The sequence below is a fragment of the Faecalibacterium sp. i21-0019-B1 genome (genome assembly GCF_042852915.1).
Lineage (GTDB): Bacteria > Bacillota > Clostridia > Oscillospirales > Ruminococcaceae > Faecalibacterium > Faecalibacterium taiwanense.
In genome coordinates this window covers 2,333,127-2,348,796 of record NZ_AP031425.1, presented here as the reverse complement: position 1 = coordinate 2,348,796, position 15,670 = coordinate 2,333,127, and the positions used below count along the sequence as shown (strand labels likewise).

General features: G+C 49.2%; 18 protein-coding genes and 1 pseudogene. 7 read left to right on the top strand and 12 right to left on the bottom strand.

Annotated elements, in window-relative coordinates; translation table 11 throughout:
• Positions 1-28 precede the first annotated feature (28 nt).
• Entirely contained in the window at positions 29-1,915 is a 1,887-nt protein-coding gene (locus tag ACGHP1_RS11695) for a DUF6977 family protein (protein ID WP_390509490.1), read from the bottom strand.
• A 607-nt stretch (positions 1,916-2,522) separates the two neighbouring features.
• On the opposite strand from ACGHP1_RS11695, the pseudogene ACGHP1_RS11690 reads away from it, so the two are divergent.
• Together ACGHP1_RS11690 and ACGHP1_RS11685 are read left to right on the top strand one after the other, a co-directional pair.
• Positions 2,523-2,615, top strand: a pseudogene (locus tag ACGHP1_RS11690) (DNA topoisomerase III); the annotation flags it as partial.
• Positions 2,616-2,692: 77 nt separating this feature from the next.
• The gene (locus tag ACGHP1_RS11685) at positions 2,693-2,875 is read left to right on the top strand and encodes a DUF6061 family protein (RefSeq protein WP_242889553.1); all 183 of its coding nucleotides are present in this window, start codon (positions 2,693-2,695) and stop codon (positions 2,873-2,875) included.
• A gap of 676 nt (positions 2,876-3,551) precedes the next feature.
• On the opposite strand, the gene ACGHP1_RS11680 is transcribed toward ACGHP1_RS11685, so the two are convergent.
• The 3 genes from ACGHP1_RS11680 to ACGHP1_RS11670 form a co-directional block, all read right to left on the bottom strand.
• Positions 3,552-3,965, bottom strand: coding sequence for a hypothetical protein (locus tag ACGHP1_RS11680; RefSeq protein WP_002566031.1), 414 nt, complete (start codon positions 3,963-3,965; stop codon positions 3,552-3,554).
• A 38-nt stretch (positions 3,966-4,003) separates the two neighbouring features.
• Entirely contained in the window at positions 4,004-4,804 is an 801-nt protein-coding gene (locus ACGHP1_RS11675; protein WP_117502928.1) for a helix-turn-helix domain-containing protein, read from the bottom strand.
• Between the two features lie 83 nt (positions 4,805-4,887).
• Positions 4,888-5,277 carry a hypothetical protein gene (locus tag ACGHP1_RS11670; RefSeq protein WP_117502927.1) on the bottom strand — a complete coding sequence of 130 codons (390 nt, stop codon included), beginning with the start codon at positions 5,275-5,277 and terminating at the stop codon, positions 4,888-4,890.
• A gap of 504 nt (positions 5,278-5,781) precedes the next feature.
• Between ACGHP1_RS11670 and ACGHP1_RS11665 the strand changes: the two genes are divergently transcribed.
• From ACGHP1_RS11665 to ACGHP1_RS11645, 5 genes are all read left to right on the top strand, one after another.
• Entirely contained in the window at positions 5,782-6,195 is a 414-nt protein-coding gene (locus tag ACGHP1_RS11665; RefSeq protein ID WP_117502926.1) for a cysteine-rich VLP domain-containing protein, read from the top strand.
• A 111-nt stretch (positions 6,196-6,306) separates the two neighbouring features.
• Positions 6,307-6,702: a replication initiator protein A gene (locus ACGHP1_RS11660; protein ID WP_117502925.1), complete on the top strand. Its 396-nt coding sequence runs from the start codon at positions 6,307-6,309 to the stop codon at positions 6,700-6,702.
• 185 nt (positions 6,703-6,887) lie between these two features.
• Complete coding sequence (mobV, locus tag ACGHP1_RS11655; protein ID WP_390509489.1) at positions 6,888-7,832, top strand: MobV family relaxase; 945 nt, start codon at positions 6,888-6,890, stop codon at positions 7,830-7,832.
• Between the two features lie 69 nt (positions 7,833-7,901).
• Entirely contained in the window at positions 7,902-8,093 is a 192-nt protein-coding gene (locus ACGHP1_RS11650; protein WP_390509488.1) for a hypothetical protein, read from the top strand.
• 94 nt (positions 8,094-8,187) lie between these two features.
• On the top strand, positions 8,188-9,699 hold the full coding sequence (locus ACGHP1_RS11645; protein WP_390509487.1) for a recombinase family protein: 1,512 nt from the start codon (positions 8,188-8,190) through the stop codon (positions 9,697-9,699).
• A gap of 57 nt (positions 9,700-9,756) precedes the next feature.
• Here ACGHP1_RS11645 and ACGHP1_RS11640 read toward each other — a convergent pair whose 3' ends face one another.
• The 8 genes from ACGHP1_RS11640 to ACGHP1_RS11605 form a co-directional block, all read right to left on the bottom strand.
• Positions 9,757-10,296 carry a hypothetical protein gene (locus ACGHP1_RS11640; protein ID WP_097775137.1) on the bottom strand — a complete coding sequence of 180 codons (540 nt, stop codon included), beginning with the start codon at positions 10,294-10,296 and terminating at the stop codon, positions 9,757-9,759.
• A 68-nt stretch (positions 10,297-10,364) separates the two neighbouring features.
• Positions 10,365-11,327: a YafY family protein gene (locus ACGHP1_RS11635; RefSeq protein ID WP_006773000.1), complete on the bottom strand. Its 963-nt coding sequence runs from the start codon at positions 11,325-11,327 to the stop codon at positions 10,365-10,367.
• Between the two features lie 169 nt (positions 11,328-11,496).
• Positions 11,497-12,375, bottom strand: coding sequence for a DUF4261 domain-containing protein (locus ACGHP1_RS11630; protein ID WP_317332888.1), 879 nt, complete (start codon positions 12,373-12,375; stop codon positions 11,497-11,499).
• Positions 12,372-13,247 carry a spondin gene (locus tag ACGHP1_RS11625; RefSeq protein ID WP_117440301.1) on the bottom strand — a complete coding sequence of 292 codons (876 nt, stop codon included), beginning with the start codon at positions 13,245-13,247 and terminating at the stop codon, positions 12,372-12,374. Before ACGHP1_RS11625 ends, ACGHP1_RS11630 begins: the two co-directional genes overlap by 4 nt.
• Positions 13,248-13,273: 26 nt before the next feature.
• A complete protein-coding gene (locus ACGHP1_RS11620) occupies positions 13,274-14,053 on the bottom strand; it encodes a hypothetical protein (protein ID WP_002576912.1) in 780 nt (259 codons plus the stop codon).
• A 27-nt stretch (positions 14,054-14,080) separates the two neighbouring features.
• The gene (locus tag ACGHP1_RS11615; protein WP_008723402.1) at positions 14,081-14,725 is read right to left on the bottom strand and encodes a DUF3885 domain-containing protein; all 645 of its coding nucleotides are present in this window, start codon (positions 14,723-14,725) and stop codon (positions 14,081-14,083) included.
• Between the two features lie 15 nt (positions 14,726-14,740).
• On the bottom strand, positions 14,741-15,100 hold the full coding sequence (locus tag ACGHP1_RS11610) for a hypothetical protein (protein ID WP_006059613.1): 360 nt from the start codon (positions 15,098-15,100) through the stop codon (positions 14,741-14,743).
• Positions 15,101-15,111: 11 nt separating this feature from the next.
• Entirely contained in the window at positions 15,112-15,648 is a 537-nt protein-coding gene (locus ACGHP1_RS11605) for a hypothetical protein (RefSeq protein ID WP_006059612.1), read from the bottom strand.
• Positions 15,649-15,670: the final 22 nt, after the last annotated feature.

The following is a 15,670-nucleotide window of genomic DNA, read 5'->3' as shown; positions in this document are numbered from 1 at the left end:
GGGTTCTCAGGGCTTTTTTGCTTATTACTCAGTCTGTACTCAGAGCAGCGGTGATTTCAATTTGTTTAGCAATCATGCTTTCCAGTTCCTGCGTGATCGTTGCACAATTTGCAACACGATAATTCCAGAAGTAAGAAACGCCTTCACACTCCTCAACGGACAAATCGCTGTTGACCAAAAGCAGTCGGTCGGAGGTTACTTTCAGCTTTTCGCACAGAGCAGCATATTTTCCATAATCAATGCTTCGGCTGGACGATTTGGCTTCCACCCAGAAGAATTTTCCGTTGATGGAAAACGCAACATCCAGTTCATGCGTGCTCCCTGCGGATGCCGCTTCTGAAAGAATCACATTGGAGCAAAGCGAAACTTCTGCGCCCTGCTCCTCCTGATAGCGATTCAAAATCTGCTGAACCTGATGCTCCACAAAAAGTTCCAGCCACTTCCCGCTCAGGAAATGCCGGACAGTCTCATTTTGCGCAAGCTCATAGACGATATTCTGCGGATAGATCACAATGGATGCAAAAAGTCCCATTTTATCCCACGTCTGAGCGATTTCCGAAAGTGTGGCAAACGAATTCTTGGAAGTACCCTTTGGGATACGAAACGAAAAAGAACCGTCACTCTGCATATGTGTCCGAATAAACTGCAAGAAATCCACCACTACCGGGTCGCAAAGAGCTTCGCCTGTTTTCCATGCCATCCGCTGAACGGCAATCGGCGGAAGTTTTTTCGGTACGACCTGCTGAACGATTCTATACCCACAGCGTTCCAGATGCTCCAATGCGGTCAAAGGCTTCGGAGGGATTTTTTCTTTAACTTCGGACTTTTCTGCACCGGATGTATTCTCAGTCAGATAGTTAAACTTCCATCCGTATTCCCAAGCAGGCGAACGGGTCAACACACCAACTGCATGAAATCCGCTGTCCGGTTCCTCCATCGGAAATGTGATTTTGTTCTTTTGGATATTGATTTGGAGCGTTTTATTTTTCAGCGCTATCTGATAAGCGTCAAGAAGGAATTCCTTTCCCTTATATGTCAGCTCACTGGAACTATTTGCAGAAAGGCCAGCATTTTTTGCCAAAGAGAGAAGCAGACAGGTCGCTTTGGGCAGCTCAAGGATATGCTCCATCTGCGCAGCGTCCGGAATCACTTCCGCATTTGCGTTATCGGGCTGCGGCAATTCGTCTGCCGGAGTCTCCTTTGCTGGTGCAGAAACTTCGGGTGTCATTTTTGAAGCAGCCTCAGATTTTCCAGACTTGGGCAAAGGTTTCGGCTCCGTATAGACCTCAGCAATAAATAATTCATAGGAATCGATGCACGAAAGTTTTCCTGCCGCTGCAAGTCCCACATAAATCGCAGCCGCCCGCGAGGAATCGCCATAATACTTTTTAGAATCCGCTGCGGCAGCAATATCAGAAAAAGCATTATATCGGCTCAGCGGCTCCGCCTTTTCCGGGAACTGCTTCAATGCACGGCAGTAGAGCCATTCAAAAAACGAATCCATGTACGGCTCTGTCGGATACTCGTTTCCTTCCAGCGAGTAACGAAGCAGCTCTCCACTGGTTCTCAGCCGGGTGTCTTTATGAACCTTGGGCGGTTCGCAGGTCAAAAGGTCAGCAAATGGCCCACCATGTTCAAACACTTTGGTGGCTTCAAAAACCGTGCTGATGGGTACATCCTGCGCAACAGAATCCAGATGCAGCAAAAGCCGCAGAGAAGAAACAGCTTCACCCTCCGGCTGAACGGATGCAGAGCTGACTTCCAGAATCGAAACATCAGGGTCTGTTGTATGGACGGCATCATGGACGGCACGGATATTCTGCCGCTTGCTGCCTTTTATCCATGTGAATGTCACCGGCTGTTCTCTGCAATAGGGATAGCCGGATATGGGAAAACAAATGGTTCGTGTTGCCATGAACACCTCCAACTTTTTAGGACAAACAAGTTTATGTAAATCAAGTATAGCACAATCCCGGATGTGCTGCATAGCACTATTTTCTGCTTCCGGGAATCCATCTGTGCAAAAAGTGCCGATACCACAGGCATCGGCACTCAGATTAAAAAGCATTTTTCAAAAATGTGCAGCCTGCATCCACTGGATGCAGAACACAAGGGGTTTGGGCACAGCCCAACAAGCATTTTGAATTTGATTTTTAGAAATCGGATTCAAAAATTGCAAGTTGGTACCAGCTTGCACTGCTTGCCACAACAATGCGTCCTTTTTGTCCGCAATTTGTAATTTTCAGATTGGAGAAAAACGCCATGGCAAAGACGAAGGCTGAAGAACAAGCTCTCAACCTTGATTAGATTTTGTTTAACTGCCGGGATTATCTGCGCGCTGCGCGCAACTCCGGCTCGTTCTTTGAAAAGCGTGATATCCCCCGCAGTACAGCCCCGAAGTTCTCAAAAAGGTCATGGAACAGGTAGAGAACTTTGAGGAGAACAATTAAGCATTTTCTCGTTTTAACGTGGGATTAGATTGCTGTAGACCTTAATACAAAAAGATAGATAATGAAAATCTGGTGTCTGCTGGTACCAAAAAGCAGTTTGGCATCCTGAAAGACCTGATGAACCGCTCCGACGTGGATATCATCGTCAATGCCTGTGATGCAGGGTAGTGCGGTTAGGCGACTTAAGAGAGAAAAAAGAGACCTCATCTCGTAAAAAAGTCAATGCGGTCGTCTGCTTCTGTATTGAAATACAGTGGACGACCGCGTTGATCTTTGATGAGCAAGTACTGCCATGCCCCACACAGCGGGCAAAACTGGATGCGCTGCTGTATAATAATCCTTTGGAGTACGCCCAGCTTGTGCTGATTGGTGAGATTGAGCACTATCTCTCACTTGGTTGTGACCACGGTAGAATGGAAGACTAACCTTTAATTAAAATATCCAAAGCAGACAAAACAGCCCTCTACTTGCAGTCGTTGCAAATAGAGGGCTGTTGCTTAGTTAGCAGTTTAGGTCAGTTTACAAGGAACTACACGCAGACCACGAAACGGGGGGCTGCTGACAACAAATAAAGGCTGAATATCAAGCACCGGGGAAGTGCGAGATATTCAGCCTGTTTTGTTGTTTGGGGTTTCCAAAGGGTACCCCTTTGGCACACGACTTTGCTTGCAAAGTGTAGTGTGTTATACGCTCTGTCGGCGTTGCTGCAAAAATGCGGTTGCCACAGGAAAGGGCAAGAACATTTGAAGCAGCAGGAAAACAGGGCTGTGATTGCGTGGCGTGGAGCCGCAAGCGCAGGACTGGTTTCATCAGCAGACAGGGCGTATATGAATGCCCCCGTCCCTCGTCTTACGCTGGACTATGGGACAAAGTGTCCCAGACGGATAGCCACACTTACGAAAAAGCAGACGGATTTTTCTCTCAAAATTGAAATGGGCGGGAAGCCATTTTAGGGCTTTCCCGCCTTGATTGCCCATCAGCAAAGGCGGGCGGGGCTGTCAATGGCGGCGCATTTGTGCGCCGTTCATCTTGACCGTTGACTGGCTCGGCTGGCTTTGCTATTTTCCCGGTAAGTGAGAATGGGAATAGGTATGTATCATATTATTTTATCATAATTCCATCTGGCAAAATAATATCGCCATCATCTCCACTCACATCAAAAAATCCAACCTTGTGTTTTTGAGCTAAACTACGCATAAGTTCATACGCCTCGTCTGCCACCGACCAAGAAAACGCAGCGTAAATTACATTATACCCAATACTGTAATCAACCATATGCAACTCCAAATTTTCATCGTCATCAAGAGCATCGTCATTCGGTGCATATTCCCCATTCATGGGCGGGAATTTTTCTTTCATTTCCATAAACCAGTTTTGTAAAGCCGGAGAAGAAACACTAATCGTTTGGTAATCATGTTCTTCCTCCCATTCCATTTGCTTTTCATACCATGCCATAAACTCTTTTTTTGTGGTAGGTGCTTTTGTTCTCTCAAAAACCATCAAATCATAACTCATATTGATAACTCCTTTCAGATTTCTTGTTTATCGCTCTCTTATTTTCTCCCCCGCTGCGGGTTTGGATTTTTCAGCAAGTCCGACTTCTGTGCAATCTTTTTCAGCCACTTCTTTTCTTCCTCGGACAGCTTTTTCAAATTCAGCTTGAGCCGCTTACAGATAAACGCCAAAGCCGCTTGCTCCGGGTCGCTGTCTGGACTGGCAGTTTCCTCGGCGGTCTGCAAGAAATCCTCCAGCGGATTGTCCTCCGGAACGCTGAAAAAATCGTCCTTATGGGCTTCCCGCAGGTCAAGGGCTATCTTGTTTATGTCTTGCTGTATCACATAGCGGCAAAAGCTGTCATCGTCAATATGGGCGGCGACAAGCTGCCTTAACTGCGGGTCGGACAAGCCGGGATTGTGCTGCTTCATAATGGTTGCGCTCATAATATCCACAATGGCATTTGCGCTCTGTACCTGCTTGACTGCCGTTCCGTTCACATAGATTTCAAGGTCAGCCATTAGCCGGGGGAAATCCGGGTGTACCGCCAGCTCACACAAGAGGGAAGTATCCACCCGCCCACTTTTCAATAGTTCAATCATATCATCACTCAAGCGCAGGTCTGCAAGATCGGCGTTTGGGTGATTTCTTGTTTGGGACAGCCCCAGCAGATAATCGGCAGTCACGCCGTAAAACTTCGCCAGCTTGATAATGGCATAGTGGCTGATGTCCTTGAAGTCCTTTGCTTCATAACTGCCCAGTGCAGACTTGGAGAGATTTACCTGTTCCTCAAGCTGCTCCAGCGTCAGCCCACGCTCCACACGCAGGTCTTTCAATCGTTCTTGTATGGATAGTTCCATGCTCCCCCTCCTTGTCTGCTTGATAGTCAAAAATATTTCTAATTTTCTCGCAGATAATTCACTGATATTGTCAACTGCTCATTTTACTCGGTAGCACAAAGCTCATTCATTTTTGGAATCAGTAATTTATCCATCCACTGACAAACAATCTCAAAGGTATTATCAATTTTTTCTTCATTTCCTATGTCAAGATATATTTCATTGTCTCTTAAACTGTAAAACAGCGGTTGTGTGTTGAGGTCTGGTTTGGCATAACCATAAGGGTCGTATGGACGAGTGTTGATTATATAGCAAACCTCTATACTTATGCTATCCTTTGTGTTCCCGCCGAATGAGGAAAACGCAATCATATAGGTGAAATTTTTACTGTGCCTCGTAAGTGTTTTGTCAGATTTTTTATACTTAAAGCCTAAATGTCCGTACTTTCCTTGCAACTTGTTTCCAAGTATTTGCATTGCTTCGTTAAAGTTCATTGTGCCTCCTCCATTTTTCCATCGTGAAAATGAATATATCTTTTCAAATATCCATTTATAAAGGCTTTCCTATCTCCTATTTATCACTCATTATTTCTATTCTACCACAATTCCGAGAGCGTGGAAATAGAAAGTTTTCCGGGCTGATTTCCGACTTTATGGATATACGGGGCGGGCGGTCATTTAGGTGTAGACTTATCTTAGTTCATCGATGAGCCGCACCTTGAAAAATGAATGACCGTCCGAAAAGGAATACCCCGGCAGGGGAAGCACCGCTACGAGCCACTTCGGGACAAAATGTCCCGAAGTCCGGGGAGCGTGCCTCGTCGCCACAAGCTGCGTATCATTCGCTTCCGCCAAATGGCGAAAGCTCACTCGCTCCGCTGTGGCTCCTCTCCCCACAAAGTCCAACGACTTTGTGGGGGCCCCTGTTGGGAACACGCCGCAGGAATGGGGCAGGAAGCCTTTTTGGGGAGAACGGCAACAGAAAAATGGAGGGAACACATGAGAGAGAACCCATATAAACGACTGCCGCCCATAGAGCGCAAACCGGACGGCTCCCTCTACCGTATGACGCCGGCGCAGCGGAAACAGGCAAACAGCCTGATACGCCGGGAGTGCTGCTGTTATGAGGACGGGAACTGTATGTTCCTTGACGATGGGGACACCTGCACCTGTCCGCAGACGGTTTCTTTCTCGGTCTGCTGTAAGTGGTTCCGCTGGGCGGTCTTGCCGCTGGACGGGACGCTGGAAGCGGAGATTTTCCGGGATAAGGACTTGAAACGCTGTGCGGTCTGCGGCGGTGTGTTCGTCCCTAAATCCAACCGGGCAAAATACTGCCCCGGCTGTGCCGCCAGAGTTCACAGGCGGCAGAAAACAGAAAGTGAACGGAAAAGGAGGTCTTGTGTGGACAGTTAGGGGCTGAAAAGTCCTTGATTTACAAGGCTTTGCAAGCACAGAACAGGGGCAGGCAATAGAAACTACCGTCTGCCCCCGGAAACGGGCTTCTAACCGTCCACAAAACACGATATGACAAACACTATTTATATCCATCAGCCGGAAAAGGCGGTCAGCTTTACCCGGCTTCCCAATTTCCTTTTTGAAGCCCCCACATTCACGCCACTGTCCAACGAAGCAAAGGTACTGTATGCCTTTATCCTGCGCCGGACAGACCTGTCCCGGAAAAACGGCTGGGCGGACGAATATGGGCGCATTTACCTCTACTATCCCATCAATGAGGTGGTGGAGCTGCTCCACTGCGGGCGGCAGAAAGCAGTCAACACTCTGCGGGAACTGCAATATGCTGGACTGGTGGAGATCCAGAAGCAGGGCTGTGGAAAACCCAACTGCATTTACCCAAAATCCTACGAAGCGGTTCCAAACACCGACTTCAAGAAATCCGGTTATGGAACGCCGGAGGACTGAAAACCGCACTTGACAAGTACGAAAATCAACCCTCTTGGAGTACGAAAACCGGACGGTATATAGAAATACAGAGATTAAAACGATTTTATTTATATCTTATCCATTCCTATCCTATCTGAGATATTTTCTGCGGGATTTTCCTGTGGAAAAGTCCCGGAAAGGAACGGAATGGGGAAAGGAGCAGAATGGCACAACACGCAATTTTGCGGTTTGAGAAACACAAGGGCAACCCGGCAAGGCCGCTGGAAGCCCATCACGAACGGCAGAAAGAGCAATACGCCAGCAACCCCGACATTGACACCAGCCGGAGCAAATACAACTTCCATATCGTCAAGCCGGAGGGCAGGTACTATCATTTTATTCAAAACCGTATCGAACAGGCCGGTTGCCGTACAAGGAAAGACAGCACCCGGTTTGTCGATACGCTCATTACCGCCAGCCCAGAGTTTTTCAAGAAGAAGTCGCCAAAGGAGATACAAGCGTTTTTCCAGAGGGCGGCAGACTTCCTCATCGGGCGGGTAGGCAGGGAAAATATCGTGTCGGCCGTGGTACACATGGACGAGAAAACACCCCACCTGCATTTGGTCTTTGTCCCTCTGACAGAGGACAACCGCTTGTGTGCAAAGGAGATTATCGGCAACCGGGCAAACCTGACAAAATGGCAGGACGATTTTCACGCTTATATGGTGGAGAAATATCCCGACTTGGAGCGTGGGGAAAGTGCCAGCAAGACAGGCAGGAAGCATATCCCCACCCGTCTGTTCAAGCAGGCGGTCAATCTATCCAAACAGGCCAGAGCCATTGAAGCCACGCTGGACGGCATTAACCCGCTGAATGCCGGAAAGAAAAAAGAGGAAGCCCTCTCCATGCTGAAAAAGTGGTTTCCGCAGATGGAGAATTTCTCCGGGCAACTGAAAAAATACAAGGTCACAATCAATGACCTGTTAGCGGAAAATGAAAAGCTGGAAGCAAGGGCAAAAGCCAGTGAAAAAGGCAAGATGAAAGATACGGTGGAACGGGCAAAGCTGAAAAGCGAACTGGACAATTTACAGCGGCTGGTTGACCGTATCCCGCCGGATATACTGGCGGAGCTGAAACGGCAGCAGCGGCAGCATGGAAAGGAAAGGTGATTTTATAAGCAGATTTTTACGCCGTCCCTGTGCGGCATTGTACCTTGAAAATTGAATACAGGAGGTTCTATGGAGCATATCAGATACAAAAAAGAAACAGAGGTCGTGACTTTTCAGGGAAAAGAAATCACGCTGGAAAATCTCTCCCCGGTGTTCACGCCGGATCAGGAAGTGGCAAAACGTCGGGAACTGGAGCAGCAGCTTTATGAGGTGTTCCGCAAATATGCCGATAAGCGGCAGAAAGAGGAAGCCGGGGCGTAAGGTTTTCCGAAGCCATCGTTGATTTGCGGGGCTGCTGGCGGTATAATAAAACTGTCAGCAGCTCCGTTTCTTTTTTGAGAAAAGGAGCGACAATATGAACAATCGAATAGACGCAATCTATGCAAGGCAATCGGTAGACAAAAAGGACAGCATTTCCATTGAAAGCCAGATTGAATTTTGCAAATATGAGTTGAAAGGCGGTAACTGCAAGGAATACACAGACAAAGGGTACAGCGGCAAGAATACAGACCGTCCAAAGTTTCAAGAACTGGTGCGGGACATCAAGCGGGGCTTAATTGCAAAGGTCGTGGTTTACAAGCTCGACCGTATCAGCCGTTCCATTCTGGACTTTGCCAATATGATGGAACTGTTCCAACAGTACAATGTAGAGTTTGTGTCCTCTACGGAAAAGTTTGATACCTCCACCCCGATGGGGAGGGCTATGCTGAATATCTGTATCGTGTTCGCCCAGCTTGAAAGGGAAACGATACAGAAGCGGGTGACGGACGCTTATTATTCCCGCAGCCAGCGAGGGTTTAAGATGGGTGGAAAAGCCCCTTACGGCTTCCATACAGAGCCAATCAAGATGGACGGTATCAACACAAAGAAGCTGGTGGTAAACCCAGACGAAGCGGCAAATATCCGGCTGATGTTCGAGATGTACGCCCAGCCCACAACCTCCTACGGGGACATTACCCGGTACTTTGCCGAACAGGGAATTTTATTCAACGGCAAGGAACTAATACGCCCCACGCTGGCGCAGATGTTACGCAATCCTGTCTATGTGCAGGCAGACCTTGATGTGTACGAATTTTTCAAAAGTCAAGGGACAATCATTGTCAATGACGCTGCCGACTTTACGGGGACAAACGGCTGTTATCTGTATCAGGGACGGGATGTGAAGCCCAGCAAGAAAAACGACTTGAAAGACCAAATGCTGGTGCTGGCTCCCCATGAGGGCATTGTCCCGGCGGATATATGGCTGGCCTGCCGCAAGAAGCTGATGAACAACATGAAAATCCAGTCCGCCCGGAAAGCCACCCATACATGGCTGGCGGGAAAAATCAAATGCGGGAATTGCGGGTATGCTCTTATGAGCATTAACAATCCTGTGGGAAAGCAATATCTCCGCTGCACAAAACGGCTGGACAATAAAAGCTGTGCCGGGTGCGGGAAAATCATCACTTCGGAGCTGGAAGCGGTTGTTTATCAGCAGATGGTGAAGAAGCTGGCAAGCTACAAAACGCTGACGGGCAGAAAAAAAGCGGCAAAGGCAAACCCGAAAATCGCCGCCCTGCAAGTGGAGCTTGCCCATGTGGACAGCGAGATTGAAAAGCTGGTGGACAATCTGACGGGCGCAAACAATGTGCTGCTCTCCTATGTGAATGTGAAGATAGCGGAACTGGACGGACGCAAGCAGGAACTTCTGGCGAGGATAGCGGAGTTGACGGTGGAAGCCATCAGCCCGGAACAGGTCAATCAGATTTCCGGCTACCTCGACACATGGGACAATGTATCCTTTGACGACAAGCGGCGGGTGGTGGATTTGATGATTACCACCGTTGCCGCTACAAGCGATAGTTTGAATATCACATGGAAAATCTGACGGGCGGAACCCCTCCCGTCAGATACCTACCCTGTGTAGTCCCTTGTAAACTGTACTTTAGCCTATTATAGTAATCATCTGAAAATACTGATACTGATATTCGTCTTCTAATACCGCTTGCATTTCTTCCATGTATAGCGGGTCTTTCAACAGTTTGGGATGAAATGCTCGCTCTCTCCAGAGTCGGACTCCAATTTCGGGAAAAATATATTCCGTTCCCAGTTGCAAGTCCTTTTCGTTGCAAATAACGTTGTCCTTTTTCATTAAGCTATCAATAATACACTCGGCGGTTGTATTAAACATATCCATCCCGAACAATTTTATTGATGCCACCTTAGACAAATCTCGCTGGATGCCGATTTCAGTAGCTTTTCCGTTCCGATACTGCACAAGAAAGAACAAATCATTATCCATATATCGTCCGGTTATCAAATTAGGATCATCGGTTTCCGCACAACATTCCATTTGCATTGCTTCATCAGAAGAATTCGACCACTGTTTCTTCATTTGTAGAAGAGCATTTTCTAGCTCATCTGATGTCATGCCTAATTTTAATTGTCCAATTCCAATATCTTGCTTATATTGTATATCGAACATCTGTTCACTTCAAGGATAAAAATTTCATTTGAAAAGAGGTGTTAAAAATCAATAACACCTCTTTTGCGCTATATAAATTCCTGAGCGATTTGCTGCATTTCCGTAATGCACTCTTTGGGAGAGAGAATTTTTATTTTCCCTTTGAATTTGAATATCCAGCCATAAAAAGTTCCACTGGGGTTCACTTCAATTTTGGCTGTGAAGTGTGTATCATCATACCTATCAACAGCAGCATCTTCTCCATAATGATCTATGATTACTCTCATCAATTCGTTTTCACATAGAAGGGTTACTTCCTTCGATGACTCCGATGTAAACATATCAACCATTTTATTTGTATAGGAGGCTACATCAAATCCCTCTATCGGCATAAAGTAAGTTTCCAGATTTTCTACACTTGTTAGCCGATCTACACGGAAGTGAGCAATTTTCTGATGCTTCAGAGAAAATCCAATCAAATAGTAATGGTCATTTTTCCATTCAAGCGCATAAGGATTTACGACATAATAATATCCATCATGCTTTAAGATTTTCTTTTTTTCTTGAGTATATTCATAGTATTGGAACCGAATTTGCTGATGGTTTCCAATCGCTGTTTGGATATTGTCAATGATGTAGTAAACCTTTTCATTATGCGGTTTGACACGGCTGGATAAAGCAGCAAATTTTTGAAGCTGCTTTGCCTGATGTAGACTGGTCAGACGGCATAATTTCTGCACCAGCTCCTCAGACTTCTTGGCAGAAATGATCTTCGAGGATGCTACTGCGTCTGTCAGCATTTTCAGTTCTGGATACTCAAACAGGCGGTTTCCCATAAAATATTGGTTTTGGGTACTCTTGACCACCACAATATCAATCCCTGCATCGATCAGCGCATTGGTATCTGCGTAAACAGTCTGCCGCACTGCCTGAATTCCTTTTCCATTCAGATGGGCAATGATGTCAGATACTGTGGCGGGATGGTTTTCATCGGTCCGCTCATAGAGAAACCGGAGTAATTCCAGTATCCGCATATTTGTTGAATTCTGCATACTTCACCTCCTCGATTCTTAAAATGGCCTATTTTGTATGGTGTCCAGCCCCAAAGACCAGAAGCAGGGCGACAGCACAGAGAAGCAGGCCGATCCAATTTCGATCTATAATCAGCTTGATCACCGCCACAAGCAGAAGTCCGCCTACCAGGAGCACAACGCCATTCATTCAGCGTCCTCCCGAAGCATAGTTTCCCATGTTGATGTCCAGCACCCCTCTGGGCGGCTGGATCAAGGCATCTTCATATTGGCACTTCCACTGGATCTCCCGGCACATCTGGCCATCCGCCACGCCGTCTATGGTTTCCCCATCCTCAATGGGGTTATCATGCTCCAGAATATAGGACGCTGCATTATAGGCGTGGTTTACCACCCAGTTGGGGTCCATGCCGTGGAAGTGGTACTGGAGATCCGGCAAAAACAGGGTGCTCATGCCCACCGTGTCGATGAGCATATCCTCCGTGCCCTCGATGTTGAAGAAACGGACATTGACGCCAAAGCGGATGAACCGATCCGGCCCCTCAATCAGATGGGAGCGCACATCCTCTGCCAGAAACAGCTTACCGCAGTTCTGGAAATAGAACGCCTCACAGGTGGGGTACAGCTCTGCCAGAGCCTCCAGAAAGTCGGCATCCAGGTTGGCACGCTCCAGCGCTGGAAGCGCCGCAGTCAGCATATCGGTGGCCACCACCTGATATTTGCACTCCCGGAAGATCCGGTCACGGTCCTCCTGGCAGTCCCACATCTGGCTCATCAGAAAGGCATCAAAGCCTTTGCCCTTGAACTTGTCGCATTTCATCACCATCAGCTGTACCGGGCACTTGCCGTCCTGAAATTCCGCGACATGATCCAGGGCGGCAAAGCCGGCCATTTTCTTATCATAACAGAAGCACTCTGTTGATCCGATGTGCTTCTCCATTATGGCAGTCATTTTTTCTTTATCCGGCATTTCTACCGGCTCTTTGAACAGCATCTGAATGAGATAGGGACCTCCGGGCTGGGGGCCTTTTTTGTCGTCCAGATTTTGCTGGAAAGCTTTATTGCTCATTTGGTTTCCTCCTTCTTTTCTGGGAACAGTTTCCACCGAAACTCCAGCTCTTTCTGGACAAACTCTTTCGGCAGGCCGCGGGGGTTGGCGATGAGATACCATACCCGAAAGGTGCGCTTCTTCGGATCTGTTTCCTGCCGGTAGAGCTGATAGCCCGCCTCATCCTCCTGTGTCCACTGTCCTGTCTGCCGCTTGGCCTGCACAAAGGGTTCCACCACCTGGTCCAGTTCCTCTCTGGTGCGGCTTGAGGCCCAGGCTTGATCCACATCATTGGCGTGGGAGAGGTGGAACAACATCGAACCCATCCAGTTCTTTGCCTTGTGTCCAGGCGTTCCGCGCAATTCCGCCTGACGGCGGTACTCCTCCATCTGCTCCGCCGTTCCGTACCGTTCCACCATCTGCTCCCGCACATAGATGAACCAGCTGTAGTCCTCCGCCTCGGTGAAGGGGGCGCAGACCGGCTGTAATGCCTCCACGGGGTCTGCCTCGAAGCGGTCGATGAAGTCGAGGTAGTTGGCTTTGACCAGGGGCAGAAAGGTGTCCAGCAGCCCGGTGTTCAGCCGCAGGTCCTCTGTCAGCATCCGAAAGAATGAACCGCCTGTTGTGGGTTCAATTCTGAAAGAGTAGAGGTAGTCATCTCCCTGCTTTATGATACAGCTGAAGCCCACCTCCACATTCCCATGGCCGATTTCGTAGTCTATGTAGTTGTAGCGGCTCCGGTCAAACCAGATCTGATAGGTCAGCCCGTTTTTCATTTTCTTTTTGAAGTCGCCCTTTTTCAGACGCTTCCAGCCCTTTTCTTCCAGGCCCAGGCCGTTCCACAGGTAGTCCAGAAGTTCCTGAATTATATCTGCCGGCCGTTTTTGTTCCACGGTCTCCACCCCTTGACGAATTCTCTTTAATAGTCAAGCAGGATGGGCACCTGCTGTTCCTCGGCAAACCGCATGGCCCGCCAGAACATGGAGAAGGCAAACTTGGCAAGGGATTGAGTGTCATACTGGGTGTGTTCCGGGATGTCTGCCTTGCTGTACTGTCCATCTGAGTCTACGGTTCCGTCTACCGGGTATCCCTCCGTGTCTGCCCAGCCAAGGATAGTGTCCTCATCGGCCTGCCACGCCAGCTGGTTCAGCTTTTCCAGCTCCTTCCGCAGTCCGCCCAAGGTGGCGATAGCGGCGGTGTCATCGGTAGGCAAGGACCCTTGGAACAGAAAGCTGTCAGAAAGAGGGAGCCACCAGGTAGCCCCACGAAACAGGGACCACACCCGCTCCTCATCTGATGCAAGGCGGGCGACCAGAGGATGCTCCCCGAAGATCCAGTCCTTCTCCACGGTGGAAGGCACCGGTTCCTCGTATGTACGACAGGCGGCCACCAGCAGCATAGCGCCGAAGGCATCCCAATCCGGCTTGTCGGTGTAATAAGGTTTCTCATTATCTTCAAGCCAGGGAGCGTAGGGGGGCTGGCCCGGCTGAGAAATGGCGCTCAAGATCTGATCCCGCCAGTTCTCCACCGCCGCCTGGACCTCAGCCGGGGACATTTCTTCCTCGTTATCAGCAGGTTCCCCGTCCGGGGTGATGCGGTTGAAAGAGTATCCGTTTTCCTCCGCCCACTGCTGCACAACAGTTTTCCAGTTGTGAGAATAGTACCGGGTCAGCGTCCCGGCGTAGATGTCAAGTCCCATAGTAATGTCTCCTTTTCTGTTATGCAGTCATTCTTTTGCTGGAGCGAACATCTGGTCAATCTTCTCCAGATCGTATTCCAAAATCCAGTCATGAAATTGATGATAGAGAGGCAATAGCAGCTTCTGTGAGCCGCCCAGCACATCCAGCCCACGGTCATCGTACAAATGGTAGAGGAACGGCCCCGGCCCAGCCAGATAGACGCTGGACACAAAGCCGTTCCAGCCGCCGATGTCCCCCAGAATGATTTCCCGAAGAAGCAGCTCTGGTTGAAAGCTGATCTTGCTGAGATCCCAGTAAAACTGCACTTGTGCATGGGTATCCCCATCTTCATCCTGCTCTGTGGCCGAAAGTTGTTCATCGGGAACTGGGAGGCCCACTCGCTGCCGGATAACGGTCAGCAGGGACTCGGCGGGTTCTTCATCGGGATACCCGTCGATCCGCAGAAGGTCCGGCACCGCCGGAAGTGCCCGATAGATCGCGGCGGCTCGGTCCAGCGCCCCCTGAACATAAGCGGGGTTGGTTTTCAGCTTCGCCGCACGCCTATCCAGATAGATTGGTTCCTCCCCGCCGATCTTAAAACGAATGCCCACCGGTGCATGGTAGAACAGAGGGTGTTCCAGCCCAGCCATGCCCAGATCATGTAAAATGTGTTCAAACCGCTTTGCCAGCATGGTATCCCTCCGTTCTCATGTCATTTCATACAGCAGAGCAGCATCGCCCTGCACCAGTTCCAGATGGGAGCGCAGCGTATTAAGCCCGCTTTGCACCGCCTCGGTGGGCAGATCCCAGTCCGGGGCAATTTCAGCGGCCAGCTCCGGGAGATCCTGCTCCCGCAGAGCTGCCAGCAGTTGAGACGCCAGCTCTCCCTCCAGCAGAGCGCAGTCCAGGGTGTCTTCCGTCTGGGGAGCAGGAAAACGGACATCCAGATCCAGTTCGCTCTCACACCAGTCCCAGATGGCCATATAGACCGCGCCGGAGCAGTCACCGTCGGACAACTCCTGCCGCTGGTTATTTTTTATCAGATAAAAGGACGCGATCTGTGACATGGTGGTTCCTCCTAAATGTTATTCGCTTCCATCAGCCCTTCGGCCTGCAACCGGATCACATAGAAAGCCCGCACCCAGTCCAGTTCCTGCTCCATGGAGTCCTCCAAAGCCAGCAGGCGGCGCTTGCCAAGCCTGCGATCCAGAAGGGCAAAGATACGGACAAGGGGATTCTCGCTGACAAGGCTTTTCTCGATGCTCTGGTTGTCAAAGATCCCAAACGCCTCATAGAACACCTTTTGGTCAAAGGTGCCCTGCTCCAGCGCATAGGCATGAGCCTGATTGATGGCCTCTTTTGCGGAGTCGTGATCTTTCAGCGTGGTGGAGCGCAAGTGATGAAATTTCGTCCACACATTTTCAAAATAGGTGTAGTAGTTGCTCCGCAGCACTTCCACGCCGTCCACACGAATGGCGGCCCGGCCCTCATGGTCGGCGCTTTTGCTGTAACTGGTGGCAAAATACTGGATGTGGCCCCGGAGTGCCGGGCACAGGTAGTCATTCTCCAATTTGTTCCGGATTCCACTCCAAGTGGATACTCTACTGTTTGACATAGGTGTTGTTTCCTTTCTGCTG

Excerpts from the sequence above, each read along its gene's own strand:
- ACGHP1_RS11665 (WP_117502926.1), top strand. The coding sequence starts at position 5,782 with ATGAGAGAGAACCCATATAAACGACTGCCGCCCATAGAGCGCAAACCG.
- ACGHP1_RS11650 (WP_390509488.1), top strand. The coding sequence starts at position 7,902 with ATGGAGCATATCAGATACAAAAAAGAAACAGAGGTCGTGACTTTTCAG.
- ACGHP1_RS11660 (WP_117502925.1), top strand. The coding sequence starts at position 6,307 with ATGACAAACACTATTTATATCCATCAGCCGGAAAAGGCGGTCAGCTTT.
- ACGHP1_RS11610 (WP_006059613.1), bottom strand. The coding sequence starts at position 15,100 with ATGTCACAGATCGCGTCCTTTTATCTGATAAAAAATAACCAGCGGCAG.
- ACGHP1_RS11675 (WP_117502928.1), bottom strand. The coding sequence starts at position 4,804 with ATGGAACTATCCATACAAGAACGATTGAAAGACCTGCGTGTGGAGCGT.
- ACGHP1_RS11695 (WP_390509490.1), bottom strand. The coding sequence starts at position 1,915 with ATGGCAACACGAACCATTTGTTTTCCCATATCCGGCTATCCCTATTGC.
- ACGHP1_RS11605 (WP_006059612.1), bottom strand. The coding sequence starts at position 15,648 with ATGTCAAACAGTAGAGTATCCACTTGGAGTGGAATCCGGAACAAATTG.
- ACGHP1_RS11620 (WP_002576912.1), bottom strand. The coding sequence starts at position 14,053 with ATGGGACTTGACATCTACGCCGGGACGCTGACCCGGTACTATTCTCAC.
- ACGHP1_RS11645 (WP_390509487.1), top strand. The coding sequence starts at position 8,188 with ATGAACAATCGAATAGACGCAATCTATGCAAGGCAATCGGTAGACAAA.
- ACGHP1_RS11635 (WP_006773000.1), bottom strand. The coding sequence starts at position 11,327 with ATGCAGAATTCAACAAATATGCGGATACTGGAATTACTCCGGTTTCTC.
- ACGHP1_RS11670 (WP_117502927.1), bottom strand. The coding sequence starts at position 5,277 with ATGAACTTTAACGAAGCAATGCAAATACTTGGAAACAAGTTGCAAGGA.
- ACGHP1_RS11630 (WP_317332888.1), bottom strand. The coding sequence starts at position 12,375 with ATGAGCAATAAAGCTTTCCAGCAAAATCTGGACGACAAAAAAGGCCCC.
- ACGHP1_RS11615 (WP_008723402.1), bottom strand. The coding sequence starts at position 14,725 with ATGCTGGCAAAGCGGTTTGAACACATTTTACATGATCTGGGCATGGCT.
- mobV (WP_390509489.1), top strand. The coding sequence starts at position 6,888 with ATGGCACAACACGCAATTTTGCGGTTTGAGAAACACAAGGGCAACCCG.
- ACGHP1_RS11680 (WP_002566031.1), bottom strand. The coding sequence starts at position 3,965 with ATGAGTTATGATTTGATGGTTTTTGAGAGAACAAAAGCACCTACCACA.
- ACGHP1_RS11640 (WP_097775137.1), bottom strand. The coding sequence starts at position 10,296 with ATGTTCGATATACAATATAAGCAAGATATTGGAATTGGACAATTAAAA.